The sequence below is a fragment of the Salinispora goodfellowii genome (assembly GCF_059570675.1).
Window position 1 is genome coordinate 68,706 of the sequence record NZ_JCANTD010000013.1, and the last position, 22,039, is coordinate 90,744.

The window sequence follows — 22,039 nt, forward strand, 5'->3', positions numbered from 1 at the left end:
GCGTGCCGGCCCACCATCGGCCACCGGCCGCTGGTGGGCCATCGTCGCCTCTGAGCCGTGACTTCTACCGCCTGTGGGGCGCCTACTCGGTCAGCGAACTGGGATCGTCTGTTGGGGCCGGCGCGCTGCCACTGGTCGCGATCCTGCTGCTGGACTCATCGAGTTTGCAGGTCTCCCTGCTCGCGGTGATCTCCGGCATCGCCTCAGCGGTCATCGTCCTGCCTCTGGGACCCTGGATCGAGTTCCGCCGTAAGCGACCCGTCATGTGCGGCGCCGACCTGCTGCGCTGTGCGGCCCTCGCCAGCATCCCCGTCGCCGCCGCGCTGCACGAGCTGACCTATGCGCAGCTGTGCGTCGTGGCTATCGTCCAGACCGCCGGCGGTATCGCGTTCGGCGCTGCCAGCGGCGCACACCTGAAGAACCTGGTCACGACCGAGCAACGCGTCACCGCCATCGGCAGGCTCGACACCTCCCAGTGGACGGCGAACAGCATCGGGTCACCCATCGGCGGGATCCTCGTCTCCTGGCTCGGCACCACCGCGTCCGTCACCGTTGACGCCGTTAGCTTTCTGCTGTCCGCACTCGGAATCCGCCGCCTGCGCAGCCCTGAGCCACCACCGCCCCCACGACACCCCGCGCCCCGCAGAGGCATGGAAATCGTCGAGGGCTGGCGGTACATCCTCCACCACGCCAGCCTGCGGGCGTTGCTGATCAACGCGGTCATCTTCGGCGGCGCCATCATGGCCGCCACGCCCGTCGTCACGGTGCTCATGCTCCGCGACCTACACCTCGCGCCATGGCAGTACGGCCTAGCCCTCGGACTGCCCTGCCTCGGCGGATTCCTCGGCTCCCTGACCGCTGGCCCCCTCACCAACCGCTACGGCCTCCACGCGGTACTGCTCACCACCGGAGTGGGCCGCACCCTCTGGATGGGTCTCAGCTTCTACCAGCAACGGCGGGTGAACGACCTATGCAGGCGCGACCGGACGGTAGGGGTAGCGATTCGCATCGAAGGCCGCCTCTGGCTGGCGCCCGGTCATCTCGCTCAGCCGGCCGAGGCGCGATGGCCCCGGGGAGGTGGCGGTGGCAGATCCGCACGAGGTATGCGACGCGTGGCGCGCGCTTGGCCAGCAGTTGGCCGCGTATCGCATGGCGGCTGGCCACACCCAGCACTCACTGGCACCGAGGATCCTCACCGGCCGCAGCACGATCGCGAAACCCCGCGTAGCCAGAACTGCACGGTAGGGTGACGGCTGCATCGATTCATGCCTCTGGCCCAGTTCTATCTCTCCTTCACGCTGGCCAACGGCGCGTTGATCTAGGAGACGGCGATGGTAGACCCACACGAGGTGAGTGAGGCCTGGCGAGCGCTCGGACAGCAACTGGCCGAGTTCCGCAAAGCGGCCGGCCACACCCAACACTCGCTTGCTCCGAGAGTCAACTACGGACGCAGCACTATCGCGAATGTTGAGGTCGGCCGCCAGCAGGCGCCAAGGACCTTCTGGGAGCGCTGCGATCAGTTCCTTGCAGCGGACGGGCAACTGACAGCAGCCTACGATCGGCTTCAAACGCTCCGGCATCCGTCCCGTCGTGCCGATCGAGTGGAGCCTGCCCGTGGAGCAACGTCAGCTGGGCACTTCGACATCGAGCCCTCGCAGGAGCCAGACATGCATCGTCGAGATCTCCTCACCGCCATCGCGGCGATCGCATCCTCTGGTGCCATTGCCGCACCTTCCAGCCCAAGGCGTCGCATAGGACTTGGGGATGTCGCAGAGCTCGCCAGCCGCACAGCACGGCTACGGCGACTCGACAACTACCTCGGCGGCGCCGACACCCTGCCGCTCTACGAAAGCGAAATCCACAGGACCATCACCTTGGTCCGCACGGGCATCTTCGGCGGAGCAACCGGCAAGGCGATGCTGTCTTTGCTGGCCGAACAAACCCAACTCGCGGGCTGGGCAGCCTTCGACGCAGGGAGCACGCAGCACGCGGCCACTCTGTTTGCCAGGAGCCGATCGATCGCCTTGGAAACCAGCGACCAACTCTTGGCCGCCAACGCACTGGCCCTCCTGGCCTATCAACGTGCGAGCCTCGCCCAACCTGACGTCGCCGCTGCTGAAGCATCGCAGCTGCCTGCAAACGCAGGACACAGCCCCGTCGTCCGGGCACTGCTGCTTGAGCGTCTGGCGTTCACCTACGCCGTCGCTGGCCTCGAGCGGCAGGCTGGTCACGCTCTCGATGCGGCACAAGATGCTCTCGACCGACCCACCTCCGGGCACGCACCCGACTGGGCAACATGGGTCGACCGCGACGAGATTCGGATCATGACTGGTCGCGTCTGGTCCGAACTGCGCCGGCCACTGCGTGCCTTACCAGAGTTGGAAGAAACCCTGCGCCGGTTCGATGACACGTACGCACGGGACAAGGCCCTCTACTCCACCTGGCTCGCTGACGCCTACCTCGACGCAGGAGAATGCGAACAAGCCGCCGAGGTCCTGATCCAGTCGAAGCGGCTGTGCGACGGGATCGCCTCCCCACGACCCGCCGCTCGCATCGACGCCGTCCGGGAACGCCTCACTCCCTACCGGCAAGTCGCTGCGGTCGCAGCGGTACTCGCATAGCCAGGTCCGTCATCGGCAATCTTGGCCGTCAGCGGAATCCGTGACGCTGTCCACCCACTGCAGGTAGGACGGAGAGCCAGCGGCTACCGGAATCGCGACGATCTCGGGGTTGGACCACTCATGATGATCCTTAAGGTAACTCTCCAATCGCGAATATGCTCCGACGCTGGACCTGAGTAGCACCTGCCACTCCTCGCCGGTGCCGAACGACCCTTCATGCCAAAAGGCCGACTCGACCGGCCCCGCAACCTGACCGCCAGCGGCCAGCCGCTCCCGCACCGCGCCCTGCATCAGCCGCCGTGCGACCTCCCGACTCCCGGCCGCCGTGTACACGTACAGCACCTCGCTCATGAAACTGACACTACGCATCCAGACACCGCGAGTCAGGATGGGATCTCTTGCGAGGGCTTGCTCTGACAACGCCTTCACCGCGCTCGCTCCTCGGCGGGCGTCGGGTATCGGCCAGCGGCACCGGCGTGCCCGGGCACAGTAGGACCGGGCCCTCGTAACTCATCCGGCCAAAGTCGTCCCGCCCCGGTACGTGCGTTCGGGGCTGTCGGACTCGGCGTCCGCCAGTACGCTCGCGGCCGTGGTGGACACGGCAGCAGTGCAGCAGGCACTGGCCAACCTGGCGACGCGGCTGGCAACCCCGGTGGACTTCATCAACATCCACCGCGCCAACAAGGACGAGGCGAAGCGAAATCCTCGCTACCGCAGCATGAGGTACGGCTCTTTCCTCCACGCATACGGGCCGTTCGAGATGTTCTTCAACGAGTTAATCGGCGCACACGGAGGTCCCCGCCAGGGCACACCAGCGACCATGGACCGGATACGCGAGCGCATCGCCCAGCACCTGCAGATCCCGAACGCGACCCGCCATTGGCAGGCACGCGTTCGGACACAGCCCCTACCCGGCCGTGGCGGACGGTGGCTCTGGACCACCATCCAGACCCAACGGCTGGGTGACTACCTTCGCGACGCCAAGGCAGTCCGCAACCGGCTCGCCCACGGCGACGACCCCCACACCGCACCGAACACGTCCGGCACCCTGTACGACCGAAAGGACGGCAAGACCTCTATCACGCTGATGTGGGTCGAGGGCTTCGTGCAGGCGACACAGGACCTGGCGACAATCACCGCGCTGGAACTGACCAACGACACCACGCTCATCCCCGACTGGCCGGTGCCACCGCGCACCGGTGTCAGCGCGAACCCGCCTCCGCCCCCGTACGCGCTGACGCGGTAGGAACCAGCACTCCGGGCATCGGGCCTCGCTACGCGCGTCCGGCGATCGTTTCGGCGTCGCGGCTTCGCCGGCCATCCCCGAACGCTCACGCCGCTGGTCACTCGCCCTTCCTATGCGATCCCAACGACGTGCACACCGGGCCCACCGCAGCACGGCGCCGGCGACGCACCCAGGTCAGACCGCCGCTGGGAGTTGCAACAGGCTCGCCGACGTCGCTACGTAGCGCCATCGCCGAGCCCTCGCGATGCACCGCCCATCGTCATCCCAGCCAACGGGCCCGACCGCCCTCGAATCAGAAGCGCTCCAACCCGCCTGACGTGCCCGGGCACTAACCCGATCCATCGGTACTCTCGGACCAGCCAGCACGCACCGCACACTCACCGACGGTTCCGACGCGGTCCAGAACAAACCGCCGCCGAAACAAACGAGCACCAACGGAGCACCAGCGTCCCAGCAGACGGGAGCGGCGGCCACGCAATGGGAATGAAAAAGACCGTGACCCCTGTTCTAGCAGGTCACGGCCTTGATCGTTTGTGCGCCCGAAGGGACTCGAACCCCTAACCTTCTGATCCGTAGTCCGAACCCATCAGATGCTCTCTACGCCGTGTAGCCGTCACGTCCGGCGTGTCGCTGAGTGCTGCTGCGTGCCGAAAAGAGTGGCTGAGTATCTGCTGGTCAGGCCCGTGTCGCGAGCGGTATGCGGCACCCTGCGGTACCGCGGTCGGCCCTACAGGACGGGCTGTGCCGGTTCTGTTCCAAGCGTGCTGGCCATGCGCCGGACATCCGAGCACCATCGGAGCACCATCACAGCAGGTCACCGTCGCCAGCGGGCGCCATCGCCGTGCTACAGCGGCGGTCGGCCCCTCGCCACGCGATCACTCGGTGACAGCCGTCAGGTGCGGCGGTTCGCCGCCGGTCTTAAGGAAGGTGACTGCCAGTTGTATTGCCGTTTCGGGCCGCAGTTGTAGGTGCTCGGCCGGATACTCGGTGGGCACTCCGCCGAAGTCGAAGTGGAGTCCCTTGGTCAGGGCTTCCGCTGTGGGGTCGTTGAGGTAGTCGCCGTCGTCGGCGATGTGTACCGCGAAGGCGTGGGTGGGGTGACCAAGGCCGATCTGGATGCCGGGTGGCAGGTCGTCAGGGTCGTCGTCGGTGTCGCTGAAGATGGTCAGCACGACGGGCTCGCCGGCCTGTTCGGGCGGCGAGATAGGTGCCCTCGTTGAACGCCGCGACGGCGCTGAAGGGTGCGCTGCGGTGCAGGGCCGCAGCCATGTCAGCCCACAGCGATGGACCCGCATCGTCAGCTATAAGAGCCACGTGCTTATAGGGTCCAGCGAGGTCCGTCGCCAGGGCCTTGCTCTTCTGGATGAGCAAAACGAGCTCGTGCCCGTCGTCAGCCAGGCGTTGGTGGCAGGGTCGGTTGGTTCCGCAAACCAAGACGCCCAATTGCTGTTTCCCCGTGTGAACGTCGTTGCCAGTGAATTTCAGCGGTACCTAAGACGGCAAAAGCGTTTCGAAGTTTCACTCATAGATGGAAACTGCCTGCCGTCACGGCATTTGCTGCCGTGGAGGGAGGTGGGCCCGGGCGGATTCCTCTCAGGTCGGATTGAGGCAAGCGGGCGTTAAGTGGAAGCCCATGCCCAAAGGACGAGCAGTGGCAACACCATAGCGGACGAACCGTTCAAGCTGTCGCTGTGAGATAAGCCACCGAAGCACTGTATGGACTTTGCCGCCTACTGAGAGTTGCATGAGTCGGGTTCCGAACGGTGGGACGGTCGAAACGACCGTCGTGTCGCGGAACTTCCGCAAGCAACGACGCTATGCAGGAGGCACGGGGCGATGAGAACGACGGTGACCGAGCGACAAACAGGCCCGCCTGAGGATCATGCCGTCGTCGCGCCCACCCTCCGGCGCGATGGAGCTGCGGCCCTGTCGTGCTGAGCCGCCTGCTCCCACCCTCCGGTTCCAGTCGCACCCTCACCGTCATAACGCTGGTGCACACAGTCGGGCAGGGGCTGTGGATGGCCATCAGCGCCATCTTCGCCACCTCCGTGGTGGGTCTGTCGGTTGCTGAGTTCAGCAGCGGCTTGGTGGTGGCCGCCGTCGTCGCGCTGGCGCTGAGCACCCCCACCGGGCACCTCGCCGACCGCATCGGCCCCCGCGTGGTGCAGATCTGGTCCTTCGTCCTGCTTGGACCACTGACCGCGGCACTGCTTTTCGTCCACGACGTCGGCGCCTACATCGCCGTCCTGTCGGTGCAGGCCGTCGCCTACAGCGCCAGCCGCAGCGCCCGGATGGCGATGGTCGCCGGCCTGATCCCCCCGGCCGATCGGGTGCGCGTGCGGGCGTACCTGCGGGCCACCAGCAACGTCAGCGTCTCGGTCGGGGCCCTCATCGCCGGCGTGCTGCTGACCGTCGACACCCCGATGGCGTACCGCAGCGCGGTACTGGTCAACGCCGTCGCCTACACCGTCGCCGGGCTGCTCACCGTCCTGCTGCCGGCGGTGGCACCCCAGCCGCCCAGGCCCGGCCCGAAGCTGGAGGTGCTGCGTGACCGCCCGTACCTCGGCTTCGTGGTGCTGGACGGTCTGCTGAGCATGCACTACCTGATGCTCGACGTGGTCCTGCCGCTGTGGGTGGTGCGCCACACACAGGCGCCGCGCTGGATGGTCGCCGCGATCTTGCTGATCAACACCGTCGGTGTGGTGCTGTTCCAAGTCCGGGCGGCGCGCGGTACTGACGAGCCGGTCGCCGCAGCGCGGGCGGTGCGATTCGGTGCGCTGTTTCTCGCCGTCGCCTGCGTCGTCTTCGCCTCCAGCGCGCACGTCTCGGCGCTGTTCGCATCCCTGCTGCTGGCGGCCGGCGCGTTGGTGCACGTAATGGGGGAGATCCGGCAAGCTGCCGGCAGTTGGGGGATCTCCTTCGGCCTCGCCTCCGAGCACGCCCAGGGGCAGTACCAGGGCACCTATGCGATGGGCACCGACCTGGGGAAGATGGTCGCCCCGGCGGTGCTGACCTGGCTGGCGATCCAGCACGGGACGGCCGGGTGGCTGGCCATGGCGGTCGGCTTCGCGGTGGTCGGCTCCGCTGTGCCGTTCGTGGTGGCGTGGGCGAATCGGCACCGACGTGTGCCACAGCTCGCACCAGCGACCGGGTGAGGGCGCTGACGGTTTCCGGATCGGCCACACCGTGAGGTCGACACCCCGACGCGAGGCCTGAGCCCGCTCCACCGTCGCACCTGCCACCCCACGGCCGAGCGCCGGCAACCGCTATCGACGAGACCGAAGTCTGCACACGCGTGCCCTCGGCACCTGCATGCGCGGTTTACGCGCCGCGAACAGGGGAGACAATGACAGACGAACAACCGCGAGCCACCACCACGCCGCAGCCCGGAGCCGGGCCGACGGAGACACTGCAACTTCCCGTGACAGGAACGGGTGCCGCCGCCATCGGTGTCCATGAGGACATTTTATGGACCGGTGACGTTGACGCCGCGGTCGCGCAGGCGCACCCCGGCACCGAGGCAAACGTACTGTTCGCCGCCTTCGCGCTGCTGGTACACGGGTACAGCGGGCAGGACGACATCCTGCTCGGCCGAGCCGGTGGGTTCGCCCCGGACGGTACGCCCGACCGCCGCCCGGTCCGCTCGACGCTCGGCGCCGGCACCTCGTTCGCCTCGCTGGTGTCGCAGCTCGCTATCCCTGCCAGCCCGCCACCGGCGGCCACTGAGGGGGCGCGTGTCACGTTCGTCCACACGAAAGTGGCCGGCACAGGGGTGGGCGAGGCACCGGATCCGGCCGGGGACGCCCTGTGGCTGCACGTGGTGGGCAGCGGCGCCGAAACGCGGTTCACCCTGCGCTACGACACCGGCCTGTTCACCCGAGAGTTCGCCGACCGGATGGCGGCCAACTATCGCACACTGCTCGCCGATGCCTGCCGGCGGCCTACCGTACCGGTCCACGAGCTGATCCTGGTGTCCCCGCCGGAGGCGGACTACCTGCTGCGGGAGGTCAACGACACCGCACGGCCGTTCCCGCACGACGCTACCGTGCACGGGCTGGTCGAGGCGCAGGCGCAGCGCACACCGGAGGCACCCGCCGTCGAGTGGCGGGGCCGGATACTGAGCTACCGGGACCTCAACTCATCCGCCAACCGGCTGGCCCGGGCATTACGCTCCGCCGGGGTCGCCCCGGGCGGGCGGGTCGGCGTGTGCGTCGATCGCTCTCAGCGCACCGTCAGCCTGCTGCTCGCCGTACACAAGCTGGGCTGCGCATACGTCCCGCTGGACCCGGCGTACCCGGCGGAGCGGCTGGCCGCGATCGCCACCACCGCCAACATGGCCGCGGTCGTGTTCGACGCCCCCGAGACGCCCGGCTGGCTCGCCGTCCTCGATGCCCTGCCGCTGGTCGTCGACGACCTGGTCAAGCAGGCCGCCGAGCAGCCCGCCGACAACCTCGACCTCGTCGTCGCGCCGACCGACCCGACCCACCTGATCTACACGTCCGGCTCGACCGGGCTGCCCAAGGGCGTGGTGGTCAGCCATCACAACGTCGCCGCCCTGCTCGCTTGGGCGTGGCGCACATACTCGCCCGACGACGTGTCCCGGGTGCTGTTCGGCACCTCGCTCAACTTCGACCTGTCCGTGTTCGAGCTGTGGTGCCCGCTCACCGTCGGCGGCTGCGTCGTCGTGGTCGACAACGTCCTCGCCCTGACCGAGCCGAACGCGCTGCGCCCGTCGCTGATCAACACCGTGCCGAGCGCGCTGAACGTACTGCTGCAGCGCCACGCCGTACCGAGCAGCACGGTCGTGCTCAACGTCGCCGGTGAGCCGCTCGCCCGGGAACTGGTCAACGCCGCCTTCGCTGACACGTGTGTACGGCGGCTGTACAACCTGTACGGGCCGAGTGAGGACACCACGTACTCGACCTGGAAGTGCTTTACCGGACCCACCGAGGACCCCCCAACGATCGGGGTGCCGGTCGACAACACCGTCGCGTACCTGCTCGACGCGGCCGGACGGCTGGTACCCCACGGCGTACCGGGTGAGCTGTACTTGGGCGGCGCCGGAGTGGCCGGCGGGTACATCAACGACCCGCAGCGTACGGCGGCCGTGTTCGTCGAGGCGCCGGCCGGGCTGGGCCTGCCCGCCGGCACCCGGCTCTACCGCACCGGCGACCTGGCCCGCTGGACGGCCGATGGGGAACTCGACTTCCTAGGCCGCCGCGACAACCAGGTGAAGGTGCGCGGCTACCGCATCGAGCTCGGCGAGATCGAGGCAGGGCTGCGTGAGGTGGTCGGGCTGCGCGACGTCGCCGCGCTGGCGGTGCGCCACCACGGCGACGCCCGCCTGGTCTGCTGGCTCGGCGTCGATGAGGCCGACGGCGTGAGCGTGGAGCAGGTCGCCGCGCACCTGCGGGCCACACTGCCCAACTACATGCAGCCGGCCCGGATCATCCTCACCGCGCAGCTTCCGCTGCTGCCCAACGGTAAGGTCGACCGCAAGGCCCTCGCTGCCCAGGAGATCGACTGGAGCGCCGGCATCGGCGCGGCCTTGGACGCCGACGCCGGTACGCCGGGGGAGTGCGGCGCGGCCGAGGCTGCAGCCGCGCGGTTCGACGAGGACGGCCAAGCCGTCGCCGGGGCGTGGACGGACCTGCTCGGCCTGGCCGAGGTACGCCCAGACCTGGATTTCTTCTCCGTCGGTGGGCACTCCCTACTGGCCAACCTGCTGGCCGCGCGTCTGGCCGAGCGCTCCGGCACGGTGGTGCGGGTATCCGACATCTACGAGAACCGCACGCTCGCCGAGCAAATCGCCATGATCCGACGAGGCCGTGCCCAGGCGCCCTCTACGACCACCGGCGACGACGCGGCCCAGCGCCTGGCCGCCGCGGCCCGGACGTGGGTGGGGCTCAGGGCGGTGAGGGCGTCGCCCAGGTGCCGTTGGGTGTGCTGCGGTCGGCCCAGGTCGTGGAAGCAGTGGGCGATTTCGTCGGCGAGGTACGCCGCGTCGAAGTACCCGATCCACGCCGGCTCGTCCTCGGGCTTGGCACGGGCCAGTTGCCTTTCCGCGATGTCGAGGTGGGTCAGGCAGTCGTCTTCGCGTCCAAGGCGGGCGTGCGTGCGCGCCACCACCGCGTGCAGCGCGGCTGCCACGGCGGGCGTCGCCTGGGTCTCGCTTCCTCTCACCGCCGTCAGCGCCATCCTGCGTGCCGGCTCGGGATGGCCGCAGTGCAGTGCGAGGTGGCCGATGTTCACTGCGAGCAGGTAGCTGCCGTACGGGCGGTCGTCGGCGGCTTCCGTCAGACGTAGAGCGCGAAGGTAGCGGCGCTGGGCGAGGCCATGGGCACCGGTGTCGACCGCCTGGTACCCGCAGAGCTCGAAGAATCCCGCCGCCAGCGTGTACAGGTGCCGGCCGACAGCCTCGGAGGTGGGAGTGTTCGCCAACAGCCGGTTCAGCTCGCCTTCGACGTACCGCTGCACCTGCGCGTGGACTCGTCCGGCGCCGTGGGTGTGGTCCAACTGCCGGAACATCGCCAGAGCGGTCTCCGCCGCATGAAGATCCTCTTCGTCAACCTGGTCAGGCGAGCCGGGTCGTCCGACCACGGGCGGCCGGGGGTCCGCCGCAGCGTTCAGCCAGTCAAGGGCGGCGCGATCGAGGACACCGGGCTGGAAGGGAACACGGACGACCATGCCCGCCACCCCGGGCTTCTCCTTCAATTGGGTGGGCAGCAGGGTGTCTGCGTTGCCAGAACCGCTCGGGGAAGTTGCCCGCATGTTCTCGCTGTTGCGACTTTCCTCGAGAAGAGGTAGCAGGCGGGTCAAGGCCCCTCCGGCTTCCAACGCCCTGTCGCAGGCCTCGACGAATTCCCGGGATGGGAAACGGTCCGCTGTCTCGATCCGACGCACCAGGTCGGCGCTGAAGCGGATCATCGCGCCGAGTCGCGCCTGGGAGAGGTTGGCCCTCTCCCGCAGCCGACGCAGCTCGGCACCGAAGAAGTGGCGCTCGGACAGGGACGGCTGGAGCATCCGCGGGGTCTGGCCCATAGCACCGCCTCCTCGTGACTGTTCGCACCACTATGACGATGATCAGCGTGACTATCGCGCACATAGGGTCACTCGGTGTTCAGCGCGGCGCAACCACGAACACCGAGGTGCGTAGGTACGGGAGACGCTCACCGGTGGCGCACATGCGGACAGCCGCTTCGTCCGCATGCTCGGCATTCACTCCACCGACTCGCCGGGCGATTGTGGAGACGTGCCGTTGGCTGCTCGTCAGATCCGCCACCGACTTAGCACGGGAGGCTGCAGTGCAGCAGGAGTCCGCTCCGCGCCGCGATCTTGGTACAACGGCTGCGCCCCGGCTTTCCCGACGCACGAACGATCATGCCCATGGGCATTGGGCGCTTACCCGGGCACCCATGACCGCCAGCAGGACGCGACCTTCGACCGGCACCACACCGACTTGAGATACCCGTGTGACTTGGCGAGTCCAGCGGCTTGACGCTCTGTTGGGCCCGAGAAGAGCGGTACGGCGGACCACCCGATCGGGAGGTCCTGATGGAGAGGGAGAGCACCCGAATGAGTGTCGACACGGCGAGCGGCGAGGACCTCCACGCCGCAATGGTCGATCAGCTCGTCGCTGATCACATGGAGAAAGGGCTGGTCATGCGGCCCGAGGTGGAGGCGGCACTACGGTCCGTGCCACGTCATCTGTTCACGCCGGATGCCGCGCTTACGGAGGCGTATCGGGCCGACCAGGCCGTGGTGACCAAGCGGATCGGCGACGAGGCGGTCAGTTCGGTGTCGGCGCCGTGGCTCATCGCGGAGATGCTCGGTCAGGCAGCCGACGCCGTCGACGGCGGGTTGGCCGGTCGGCACGTCCTGGAGATCGGTTCCGGCGGATACAACGCCGCGCTGCTGCGCGAGCTGGTCGGCCCGTCGGGCTCGGTCACGACCGTTGACATCGATCGTGAGGTGACCGACCGGGCCACCGCCTGCCTCACTGCGGCGGGTTACGACGACGTGGCCGTGGTGTGCGCGGACGCCGAGCAACCGGTCAACCCGGGCCGCACATACGACCTGATCATCGTCACGGTCGGCGCGTGGGACATTTCCCCGGCTTGGACCGCGCAGCTGGCCGAGAACGGAACGCTGGTCGTGCCGCTGCGGACGTTCGGGATGACGCGATCGTGGGCGATGCGTCGGACCGGCGATCGGCTGGTCAGTCACAGCCAGCGGTTGTGCGGGTTCGTGTCGATGCAGGGCGCTGGGGCGCATGAGGTGCGGTACGTCGACATCGCTGACGGGGTTCATCTGCGGCTGGACGAGGACCAGCAGGTCGATCGCCGCGCTGTTGGTGAGCTGTTGGCGCAGCCGCAGACGCAGGCGTGGGCCGGGGTGAGTCTGCCCCCTCGTACCGTCCTGGCTGACCTCGACCTGTGGTTGGCGTCCCGCATCACCGATGCGGGACAGCTTTTCGTTGTTCTTACGGCTCAGCAGGAGGCAGTGGATTCCGGCGTCGTCGCCCCGGCGTGGCGCTTCGGCACACCGGCCGCCCTCAACAACGGCGCGTTCTGCTACCGCTCGACGCTGCGCTGGAACGACGACGACATGTTTGACCTCGGCGCCTGTGCACATGGGCCCGACGCCGCGTCGGCGGCCGGTCGGATGGTCGGACAGATGCGCGCGTGGCTGGATTCGGGTAGTCCTTCGCCGGTGCTGCACGTCCTGCCCACTGGTACTCCCGACGGCGACCTGCCGGCCGGGACGGTGTTGGACAAGCGGCACAGCCGCTTCGTCCTCACCTTCATCCCCGCATAGAAGGGAACGCGAGTGAACGACACCGAAGCCTCGGAGTTCGCCCTGGACGTCAGCCTGGTCGACGCCGGCCCCACCGCGGGCGGCTACGCCACCGCCACCGACGACGGGTGCGGCTCCGGCAACACCGGCTCCAACGCCTGCACGACCAGGTGCGACGGCGGCGACTGACCCCTTCCGTTCCTCTCACGATCGGGCCCGGCGTCGCGCACGCCGGGCCCGTCGATTCGGTGGTGCATCATGGTTCCCGCATCTGGCGCGGCGCTGATCAGAATCGCCGCCTACCCCAAGGGCCTCGTTCTGCCGCCCTGGCCCGACATGGCCCACGGTCATCCGGATCAGTGGCGCGAGTGGCTGGACACGACGTGGACGCTGCCCGGGTTCGCGGCAGCCGTTACCGGCGCGGCGCCGCAGCTGGCCGACCAGATCCAACGCGCGCTGAGCGGGGAGCCGGTGCCTCGGCAGCGACTGCGGCGCCTGGTGCAGTCAGTGGTCCGGTACCTGCTGCGCTGGACCACCCGTGCGACCCCGTTCGGCACGTTCGCCGGTGTCGCCCCGGTCCAGTTCGGCGCTCGCGCGGCGGTCCGCTTGGGCGACGCTCATCGCGCGGTCTCCCGCCCCGACGGCCAGTTCATCGCCGAGCGCGTCGCGCGGGCCGAGCAGGACCTGGCAACCCTGCGCGCCTTCGCGGTGGTGACGAACTCGTTGGGATACCGGCGCGGCGACAGGTGGATTCTGCCCTGCGCCCACGCCAGCGACGATCGGCGGTGGGACGTCGAGATCCGCCTGACCAGCCCAATCCGGGCGGCGATCCAGGCGGCGCGCTCACCGGTCAGGTTCGCCGACCTCGCCGCGACGGTCGCCGGGCCCGCCAGCATCGCCGACGCCGAACGGCTGCTGGCGGAACTGGTCCACACCGGGGTGCTGCTGTCGGCCCTCCGCCCACCCATGACCGCTACCGACCCGGCCGCACACGCTGCCCGCCACGACGTCATTCCGACGCCGGGCAGCCGGACCGCCGTCGATCTACGCGCCGACATCGCCGTGACCCTGCCCCCGCCGGTCCTGTACGAGGCGGAGCGGGCCGCGTCGACCCTCGTGGCGGTAGCGCCACCACCTACCCCCGGATGGGCCGAGTACCACAACGCGTTCATCGAGCGATGGGGTCCAGGAGCGGCTGCTCCCATCCGTGAGGTGCTGAACGTGCTCGGGTTTCCGGCCGGCTACCGGGGATCCACTCGTCGCGCTCCAGCGCTGTTCACCGCCCGCGACCGGCTGCTCGGACAGCTCGCGCAGCAGGCCGCACTCGACGGCTGCGCCGAAGTGGTGCTCGACGACGCGCTGATCGACCGGCTCCGCGGGAGCGACGACCGGCCGCCGATCCCGCACACCGAACTGCGGTTCACCCTCGCCGCCGACACTCCGCACGATCTGGACCGCGGCGCGTTCACCCTGACGGTACTCAGCGGGTCCCGCCACGCCGGGGTCGCCGCCGCCCGGTTCCTGCACCTGCTCACCCCCGCCGAACTCGCCGGATTCCAACAGGTCTACCGGCATCTGCCGACCGCCCTGCCCGGCGCAACCCCGCTGCAGCTGTCCGGACCACCCCTTGACGCCCGCCTCACCGCAGTAGCCCGGACGCCCGAGCTGCTGCCCGTCCTTCCTATCGGCGACTTCCACCCGGCACCGCCGTACACGATCGAAGACCTGGCGGTGGTCGGCGACGGACGCTGGTTGTGGCTGGTATCGCTGACCACCGGTCAGCCCGTCGAGCCGCTGCTGTTCAACAGCGTCCTGCTGCCTACGCTGCAGCAGCCGCTGATGCGGTTCCTGGCCGAGATCTGGACCGCCTGGACGGCACCGTGCAGCCGGTTCGACTGGGGACACGCCAGCGGCCTGCCGTTCCTACCCCGCCTGCGACGGGGACGCACCATCTTGCACCCCGCCCGCTGGATCGTCGACCACACCGCGCTTCCCGCTCAGGGGACAGCATGGGCGCAGTGGCGTGACGCCTGGCGACGACACCGCCTCCAACGGCACATCCCGCAGCAGGTCCTGGTCGGCGATGACGACATACGCCTACGCCTTGACCTGGACAACCCCGCCCACCTGGCGGTCCTACGCGACCACCTCGAACGGCATCCCCGCACCGTGATCACCGAGGCTCCAGGGCCAGCGGGCTGGATCGACGACCGCCCCGCCGAACTCCTGCTCACCCTCACCCACCCCGCGCCGGCCGCTCAACCAGCCCGACCAGCCCGACCAGCCACCACTGTTCAGCACTGGCCAGGGCGGTCACGGTGGATCGAGGCACACCTACACGGTCGGCTCGATGACATCTTGACCGACCTCGCCGGCCACCTACCAGCCGGCTGGTGGTTCCTGAGGTATCCCCATCCCGAGCCGCACCTGCGGCTACGCATCCCGCTTCCGGACACTGACCGGTTCGCCGACACCGCCCGCCATCTCGCCGGCTGGGTGCAGCACCTGCACGATGACGCCCTCCTGCACGACTACAGCCTGCACCCGTACCGCCCCGAAACCCGCCACGGCGCTGCGGCGACCCTCGCCGCCGCCGAGCGGGTGTTCGCCGCCGACTCCCACGCCGCCCTGCACCGGCTCACCGGCGACCGACAGGCCGCCGCCGCCGCCGGGATGATCGCCATCGCCGACGGCTTCACCGGCGACGGGCCGCGCTGGCTCGCCACCCACGTCCCTCACCGAACCGGCCCCCGCCTCGACCCCGCCCAGCTCGAACAAGCCCGACGTCCAGTGCATGACGAGCGACTCGCGGCAGCGCTGGCCGCCTACCGCTCCATGGTCGCCGATGACGGGCTCGACCCCGACGACGTGTTGGCTGACCTGCTGCACCTGCACCACGCCCGCATGGTCGGCGTCGACCCCGCCTCCGAACGGCACTGCCTGCGGATGGCCCGCACCATCGCCCGCACCACCCTCGCCGGGCTCAAGCCGTGACCACGGGACAGTCCCTCGCCGACGGTGCGGCCGGCATCGCCCTGCTGCACCTGGAAACCGGCAACCGGCCGGCAGCGTACGAGGCACTGCGCCACGCCACCGCCGGTGGCGTGAGCATCAGCGACGGAGCCAGCCTCTTCTACGGCGCTCCCGCACTCGCCTTCGTCCTCGCCATCACCGACCATCCGGGGCTCGCCCAGGCACGAGCGGTCACCGCCGACGGCACCGCCACCGTGGCCCGACGACGACTCGACACTGCCCACCGCCGCATCGACCGCCACGAGCAGCCGCACTACGCCGAGTACGACCTCATCCGCGGGCTGACCGGGCTCGGCGTCGTCCTGCGCAGGCTCGGCGATCACGAACTGCTCCGTCAGGTCCTGGACTACCTCGTCCGGCTCACCGAACCGTGCGACGAACTGCCCGGCTGGTGGTGCTGGAACGGGTCCGAACGCCGCCAGCCACCGCCCTTGGGTGGTCACGCGAACTTCGGTATGGCGCACGGCATCACCGGTCCCTTGGCTCTGCTCGCCCTCACCCTCCGCGACGGCATCACCGTCGCCGGACACACCACGGCGATCAACCGCATCAGCCGATGGCTGGACGCCTGGCAGCAGCACACCGACGGCACGATCTGGTGGCCGCAAACCATCACCCTCACCGACCTACACTGCGGAACAACGGCCCAGCGAACCCCGCTGCGGCCGTCCTGGTGCTACGGCACCCCCGGCATCGCCCGCGCCCAGCAACTCGCCGCACAAGCCCTGCACGACACCACTCGGCAGCGCCTCGCCGAGACCGCCTTCACCACCTGCGTCGCCGACCCCGAACAACTTCGACGGCTCATCGACCGAAGCCTGTGCCACGGCACCGCCGGACTGGTGGCTACCGCCCGCCGGGTCGCTTCCGATGCCCTCACCTTGATACCCCTGGCTGCCGTAGAAGATCTCCACCGGCAGACCGCCCCCACCCCCAACGAGCCCGAAGGGCTGCTCGATGGCAGGGCAGGCGCCGACCTCGTCACCGCCGTCGCCACCGCCTGGGACGCCTGTCTCCTCCTCACCTGACGAAAGAGCCATCCGTGGACCACACCCCCTGGCACCAGGTCAACATCACCTACCCCGGCCAGACCGCCCAGGAGCGCGAGCAACAGGCCGTCGCCCACCTGCGCCGAGTGCTTCCCGCCGCCGAGACCGCCGGCCTGATCACCTCCTGGTGGTTCATCCGCAAAGGCGCTTGGCGCATCCGTTACCTCCCAACAGGAAGCCCAGAGAGCGGGGATCAGGCCCGCGGGCTACTCACCGAAGGGGTTACCTGGGCCGGTGACATCTACGAACCCGAAACCCACGCCTTCGGCGGCCACGACGCCATGACCACCGCCCACACGCTGTTCCACCACGACAGCCGCCACCTCCTCACCTACCTCCACCAGCACCCCACCACCCGGCGCGAACACTCCCTGATCTTGTGCACCGCCCTGATGCGCGCAGCACGGCTCGACCTCAACGAGCAAGGCAACGTCTGGGCACAAGTCGTCGAGCACCGCGCAGCACACCTCAACCAGGCACCCCCAACCGATGCCCCAAGGTGGGAGAGGTTCACCGGAGACGTTCGAAGCCTGCTGCTCGGCGCACCTCGCACCACCGGCGACTGGCACACCGCATTCGCACACGCCGGCGCAGCCCTACACCGCCAACGGGAAACGGGCACCCTCGCCCGTGGCCTGCGGGCAGTAATCGCCTTGCACGTGATCTTCCACTGGAACAGGCTCGGCCTACCCGCCACCACCCAGGCCACCCTCGCCCGAGCGGCCCAGGAAGCCATCTTCGGCCCGCCCGATACACACCTGCCAGACCCCGGGTAGACGCACCAGAGGAAAGGAGTGGAGGAAGGCGCCGTGCCCGAGAAGGTGATCACCAACAAGGTTCTCTGCTACGTCGTACGGGACGGGCACCTGCTCGTCTTCCGCCACACCGACTTCAGCTACGAGGAGGTAGGCATCCAGGTGCCCGGCGGCAGCGTCCGCCCCGGTGAGGACCCGGCGGACGCGGCGCTGCGCGAGGCCCGCGAAGAGACCGGACTGACCGGCTTCACCGTCGTGCGCAAGCTGGGGGAGATCGAGTACGACCTCAGCCCGCTCCGCTTTGAGATCCAACGTCGGCACGTCTTCGAGTTGGCGCTGCACGGGCCGACGCCCGAGCGATGGGCGAGCCAGGAAGACCACGCCGGCGAGCAGGAGCCCACCCGGTTCGAGTGCTTCTGGATACCGCTACGGACCGCGCACGTCCTGCAGTCTGGCCAGGGCGCGCTTGTGGGCCGGTTGTTCGACTGACCAGGAATCCAACAGCGACAATCGGGGGAAACGATGCGAGAAGACGAACTGCGGGACCTGGTCCTGCGCAGCCCATGGATGATCCGGGCGCTGGGCGTCGTCCGGGACTCCGGCCTGCCGGACGCCTGGATCGGCGCCGGCGCCATCCGCGACCTCGTCTGGGGCGAGCGATACGGCGACGGCTTCGACCCGTCATCGGTGCGGGACGTCGACGTCGTCTTCCACGACCCGACGGACCTGAGCCGCGACAACGACGACCGGGCCACCCGGCGACTGGTGGCGGCCTGGCCGAATCCGCCGTGGGAGGCAAAGAACCAGGCCGCGGTGCATACCTGGTACCCGGCCAAGTTCGGCGGAGGTCCGGTGGTGCCGCTGCGGACCGTCGCCGATGCCGTTGCCACCTGGCCCGAGTACGCCACCGCCGTGGCCGTCCGCCTCGACGCGCATGACCAGATCACGGTATGCGCGCCGCACGGCCTCGACGATCTGCTCGACGGGGTGTGGCGGCGCAACCCGGCCAGGGTCAGCGCGGAGATCTCCCGGCGGCGACTCTCCCGCCACCGCCCCACCGAACGCTGGCCCGGTGTCCGCGTCGTGATGTGACCCGGCGTTCGAAGCCCGCTGCCCGAGTCGACCTGCTGATCGCAGGGCGCCATCGTCGCGGCAGATGAGTAAGGCTGTTGATGCTACCCGACGCCCCTCTATATTCACTGACGGTCTATTGTTGTCCACCGTGCTAGTCACGTGGACAGCCAAAGCCTAGCCGTGATGCGGAGGTAACCCCTCTGACGCGAGCCCAAATACAGTCGCGTAGTGGGCGATCAAAGCGTGCAGGAAGGGCAACTCGAAGTTGGGGTTATCACTCTTCTTGCCCATGAACTCAACGCAGCGCGCTCAGGGCGCCACTGGTGATGGTGGCGACGAGCAGCGTCGGCCATGCGCGCCAGAGCCGGTGCGCTGTTGCGAGCCAGGCGAGAACGGCGAACGGAAGCACGATCCTGACAAGGCTCGAGGTGGCAACGCCTCGGAGGAACTCCGCCTGGTACGGGTCGGCCGTTGCCAGCAGGTGCCAGGGCCGTGCCACCACGATCGCATGCCAGCCCTCGCCGGACAGTAGCCCGGCCGTGACTCCGGCAGCCAGCGCCGCCCGCGGCACTCCACCCACTCGTACGAGCCAGCCAAGCAGGCCGAGCATCGGCCCCGCGACGAGGGAACCGATCAGCCAGACTGCCGTCATGATGGCGATGGAGCCCAGACCCTGCAGGTCGGCCGACGTGCCGTCTTCCAGGTACCCCCCGCTCCACCGACGGCTGACCAACAGTACAAGCAGGTAGTAGACCAGCGTGGCCAGCGCCAACAGGCCGGTAGCACAGGCAACGGCTCGTCTGGCGCCCGCAGCGGAATAGCCGGCCAGGAAGGCGGTCAAACCCCAGGCGAAGCCACTGCTGGTGAGCGCGACCACGACCTGACCGACGACGCCCCCAGCAAAGTCGGCGGCGAACGCGAGCAGCCCCAACACGGCTGCGACGGCGGCGACGATGGCGGTATGGGTGCGGCGACGACCATCAACGGCAACGTCGGTCACGCCCAGCCTCCTCGCAGGTGCCCGCCCACCGTACCCAAGTCCTCCACGGAGCACCCCGCGCCCTTGCCAGCGGCGAACCTGGTTGCCCAGGGTTTGTGGAAGCGGTGATGATCCCGGGCGGGGAATGGAGCTGCGACGAATGATCGAGGGGTGGCGCTGAGGTGGTTCTCCGCCTAGCCGAGCGCAGGTGGTCGGTACGGGCCAGCATGGTCCGGTACCAGAGCCGCGAGTACCGCGTTGTCCGTCCCGCTCGAGCGCCGGGTTTCGCAGGTCTCTACGAGGGGCGTCTGGGAGCGCAGTTCTGTCTGGACAAGCGTACGGCGGCGATGTTCGCGATGGCATGGGGCCTGGCCGCCCGATCGCCGCACAGCATCGTCTACCTGCCGTTGCGCGCGGCGACCAGGCCGGACGAGTGCGCATGGGGGCGCCCACTGGATCTGGTGTTGCTGCACCACCGTCTCGCGTTCCCAGCCTCAAGGTGGAGACCGGTCCGTGCCCGGTTAGGCCCCGGTGCGCCGCACACGGTCACCTTGCCCGCCAGCGCCTGGCCGAAGCGGCCAGTCGCCGATCACCGCCGGTCCTGGCACCGCGAGTTCCGCGACTTCATCCGATGGGAGGTCGCCGCCGACACGTTGGTTCTGACCGGTAGCCGGGAAGCGTTCGAGCTGCAGGCCGACCAGGTCCGCGCGCTGGCCGAGGAATGCCCGGCGCATCGCGCGCAGACGCCAGACACGCACTGCTGCGCCGAGATCGGCGTGGGCAGAAGCCGCTACCACCCCGACCAGCGCTATCCCTACGCAGAACTACACGCCGTGTACTGCCGCTGATGAAGTCAGCCAGCAGCTGCGCGGCCCAAGCGATCAGCGGCATGATGAGCGGACGACTCGCCAACTACAAGGGAGCCAGTTTCGTCGGCATGGGGTCGACACCGGCTGATCGCCAGCTGACACTGGTCGGATGGAAGCAGACGCCGCCGGGCAACGCGAGTCGCAACCTGCGGGTTCGGTAGTGCAGGGCTGGACGTACGGCCGAGCCGGGCGCCTCATCTTCACTGGGGAGTCAGGCATCCCTGATCCGCCGCTCTCTAGGGCGTTGCGTAGCACCGCGTGCGACTCGCTGCTGGGCGTCATCGTCGGCCTGGTGATCTGCCTGACGGCGGTCGGCTTCGGGTGGGCGGAGCACGCGGGCATAGCCGCCCTCGCCGCCACTGGAACACCACAAGTCCGCCGGGGATACCGACTACGAGTGACATTCTTTTTCCTGGTCACAACTGCAGCGTGCCTGGTAGTCGGCATCGTTCTCGAGGACGGGCTGCGGGCGCCGTGGGACTTATTCTTGCCGCTGGTCTTCGCCCTGTCCGTCGGCAGCCTCGCGGGGACGACTGCCGCCTACCTACCGTGGCGGACTCGCGAACAGAGAGGATAGGAGCAGCAGCCTCGAACCCCGAGCCCGGACATCGGGTGTGTACAACTAACGGCTGATCGACCAATCAAGGGTGCGCGGGTAGTGTTTATCGCTCGGCGGTGCGGTCGGACACCAGTCCCGCGATGGCGAGGGTGGTGTCTTCGAAGTGGTCGCGGCGTCCGATGTAGCGCTGTAGTGGTCGCCATTGTTTGGGTTCGGCGATGGCGTGTTCCACACAGATCCGTTGGGATGACTGAGCGTGTCGGGCGGTCTCGTAGGCGGCGCGCTGGATGTCGTCGGCGGTCTTGCCGGGTTTCTTCGGCGGGGCGGTGACCTGGTCGGGGTAGTCGCGGGCCAGGCCTTGGTAGCCGGAGTCGACCTGGGCTTTCACCTGGGGGTACTGCTGCAGGAGGTCTTCGATGCCCTCGGTGCGCAGGGCGGTGACGTCGTGCATGCGTCCGGGGCGGACCGCGCCGCACCACAGCAGCCGGCCCTTGTCGTCGCTGATCACGGTGGCCTTACCGGTGTTCTGCTTCTTCTTGCCGGAGACGAACGCGCGCCTGCCGGGTCGGCCGGCTTTCGGGCGGCGGACCTGGACGTCGGTGCCGTCGATACGCAGTTCGACGCCCTCGGCGGCAGCGTAGGCGAACACGTCGGCCAGGGTCCGCAGTCGTACGCCGGGCTTGCCGGGCACGGCGAACCCGCGGGCGGCCAGCAGCGGACGGATCTCGCCGACGGCTCGGGTGATCGTGGACCGGTCCACCTGGTAGAGCAGGGCCAGCGAGGCGTGCGGTAGCTGGAAACGCAGCACCACCAGGGTGGCGATGACCCGGTCGGTGAACGGCAGGTCGTGGTTCGGGCCGGCGCCTTCGGCTCGGAGCCGGTCCCGGCCGCGCCGATCGTGGAGCCGGGACTCCTGCTGAGCGGTCCACGGCTCGGCCAGTTCGGCGATCAGCGTGGCCAGTCTGCGTCGCGGGATACCGGTGAAGATACGATGGGACAAGGCCGTGCGGCCCGGTCTTGACGTCACAATCATGATCGTCCCGCACGGCCACCTTCAT

17 protein-coding genes and 2 pseudogenes are annotated in these 22,039 nt (G+C 68.8%); 14 read left to right on the forward strand and 5 right to left on the reverse strand.

Going from position 1 to position 22,039, the window contains the following annotated elements:
* Nucleotides 1–2: 2 nt before the first annotated feature.
* Together T398_RS14615 and T398_RS14620 are read left to right on the forward strand one after the other, a co-directional pair.
* Nucleotides 3–1,250, forward strand: a complete 1,248-nt coding sequence (locus T398_RS14615) for an MFS transporter (protein ID WP_496447442.1) — start codon at nt 3–5, stop codon at nt 1,248–1,250.
* Between the two features lie 81 nt (nt 1,251–1,331).
* Nucleotides 1,332–2,621, forward strand: a complete 1,290-nt coding sequence (locus tag T398_RS14620; protein ID WP_496447444.1) for a helix-turn-helix domain-containing protein — start codon at nt 1,332–1,334, stop codon at nt 2,619–2,621.
* A gap of 9 nt (nt 2,622–2,630) precedes the next feature.
* On the opposite strand, the gene cutA is transcribed toward T398_RS14620, so the two are convergent.
* Complete coding sequence (gene cutA / locus T398_RS14625) at nt 2,631–2,972, reverse strand: divalent-cation tolerance protein CutA (protein WP_496447445.1); 342 nt, start codon at nt 2,970–2,972, stop codon at nt 2,631–2,633.
* Between the two features lie 238 nt (nt 2,973–3,210).
* On the opposite strand from cutA, the gene T398_RS14630 reads away from it, so the two are divergent.
* Nucleotides 3,211–3,867, forward strand: coding sequence for a hypothetical protein (locus T398_RS14630; protein ID WP_496447447.1), 657 nt, complete (start codon nt 3,211–3,213; stop codon nt 3,865–3,867).
* An 875-nt stretch (nt 3,868–4,742) separates the two neighbouring features.
* On the opposite strand, the gene T398_RS14635 is transcribed toward T398_RS14630, so the two are convergent.
* Nucleotides 4,743–5,039, reverse strand: coding sequence for an Imm1 family immunity protein (locus tag T398_RS14635; protein ID WP_496447449.1), 297 nt, complete (start codon nt 5,037–5,039; stop codon nt 4,743–4,745).
* A gap of 759 nt (nt 5,040–5,798) precedes the next feature.
* Here T398_RS14635 and T398_RS14640 point away from each other — a divergent pair.
* Together T398_RS14640 and T398_RS14645 are read left to right on the forward strand one after the other, a co-directional pair.
* Nucleotides 5,799–7,022: an MFS transporter gene (locus T398_RS14640; protein ID WP_496447451.1), complete on the forward strand. Its 1,224-nt coding sequence runs from the start codon at nt 5,799–5,801 to the stop codon at nt 7,020–7,022.
* 740 nt (nt 7,023–7,762) lie between these two features.
* A pseudogene (locus T398_RS14645) lies at nt 7,763–9,673 on the forward strand (non-ribosomal peptide synthetase); the annotation flags it as partial.
* Nucleotides 9,674–9,693: 20 nt separating this feature from the next.
* On the opposite strand, the pseudogene T398_RS14650 reads toward T398_RS14645, so the two are convergent.
* Nucleotides 9,694–10,908: pseudogene (locus T398_RS14650) on the reverse strand (helix-turn-helix domain-containing protein); the annotation flags it as partial.
* A 534-nt stretch (nt 10,909–11,442) separates the two neighbouring features.
* Between T398_RS14650 and fxlM the strand changes: the two are divergent.
* The 7 genes from fxlM to T398_RS14685 all read left to right on the forward strand — a co-directional run bounded on the left by fxlM (nt 11,443) and on the right by T398_RS14685 (nt 18,592).
* Nucleotides 11,443–12,684: a methyltransferase, FxLD system gene (gene fxlM, locus T398_RS14655; protein ID WP_496447453.1), complete on the forward strand. Its 1,242-nt coding sequence runs from the start codon at nt 11,443–11,445 to the stop codon at nt 12,682–12,684.
* Between the two features lie 12 nt (nt 12,685–12,696).
* Complete coding sequence (gene fxlA / locus T398_RS14660) at nt 12,697–12,852, forward strand: FxLD family lanthipeptide (RefSeq protein ID WP_496447455.1); 156 nt, start codon at nt 12,697–12,699, stop codon at nt 12,850–12,852.
* Nucleotides 12,853–12,921: 69 nt separating this feature from the next.
* Complete coding sequence (locus tag T398_RS14665) at nt 12,922–15,657, forward strand: lantibiotic dehydratase (protein ID WP_496447456.1); 2,736 nt, start codon at nt 12,922–12,924, stop codon at nt 15,655–15,657.
* Nucleotides 15,654–16,724 carry a lanthionine synthetase C family protein gene (locus T398_RS14670; RefSeq protein WP_496447457.1) on the forward strand — a complete coding sequence of 357 codons (1,071 nt, stop codon included), beginning with the start codon at nt 15,654–15,656 and terminating at the stop codon, nt 16,722–16,724. The genes T398_RS14665 and T398_RS14670 overlap by 4 nt, the downstream gene beginning before the upstream one ends.
* A 14-nt stretch (nt 16,725–16,738) precedes the next feature.
* Nucleotides 16,739–17,521, forward strand: coding sequence for a thiopeptide-type bacteriocin biosynthesis protein (locus T398_RS14675; RefSeq protein ID WP_496447458.1), 783 nt, complete (start codon nt 16,739–16,741; stop codon nt 17,519–17,521).
* A 33-nt stretch (nt 17,522–17,554) separates the two neighbouring features.
* On the forward strand, nt 17,555–17,989 hold the full coding sequence (locus T398_RS14680) for an NUDIX hydrolase (RefSeq protein WP_496447460.1): 435 nt from the start codon (nt 17,555–17,557) through the stop codon (nt 17,987–17,989).
* 33 nt (nt 17,990–18,022) lie between these two features.
* Complete coding sequence (locus T398_RS14685; RefSeq protein WP_496447462.1) at nt 18,023–18,592, forward strand: nucleotidyltransferase family protein; 570 nt, start codon at nt 18,023–18,025, stop codon at nt 18,590–18,592.
* A gap of 277 nt (nt 18,593–18,869) precedes the next feature.
* Here the strand turns inward: T398_RS14685 and T398_RS14690 are convergent, their stop codons facing one another.
* The gene (locus T398_RS14690) at nt 18,870–19,574 is read right to left on the reverse strand and encodes a hypothetical protein (protein WP_496447464.1); all 705 of its coding nucleotides are present in this window, start codon (nt 19,572–19,574) and stop codon (nt 18,870–18,872) included.
* 161 nt (nt 19,575–19,735) lie between these two features.
* Between T398_RS14690 and T398_RS14695 the strand changes: the two genes are divergently transcribed.
* Nucleotides 19,736–20,401 carry a hypothetical protein gene (locus T398_RS14695; protein WP_496447466.1) on the forward strand — a complete coding sequence of 222 codons (666 nt, stop codon included), beginning with the start codon at nt 19,736–19,738 and terminating at the stop codon, nt 20,399–20,401.
* Nucleotides 20,402–20,531: 130 nt separating this feature from the next.
* Nucleotides 20,532–20,999, forward strand: coding sequence for a hypothetical protein (locus T398_RS14700; RefSeq protein WP_496447467.1), 468 nt, complete (start codon nt 20,532–20,534; stop codon nt 20,997–20,999).
* A gap of 85 nt (nt 21,000–21,084) precedes the next feature.
* On the opposite strand, the gene T398_RS14705 is transcribed toward T398_RS14700, so the two are convergent.
* Nucleotides 21,085–21,981 (reverse strand): transposase, encoded by an 897-nt coding sequence (locus T398_RS14705; RefSeq protein WP_496447468.1) that lies wholly within the window; start codon nt 21,979–21,981, stop codon nt 21,085–21,087.
* Nucleotides 21,982–22,039: the final 58 nt, after the last annotated feature.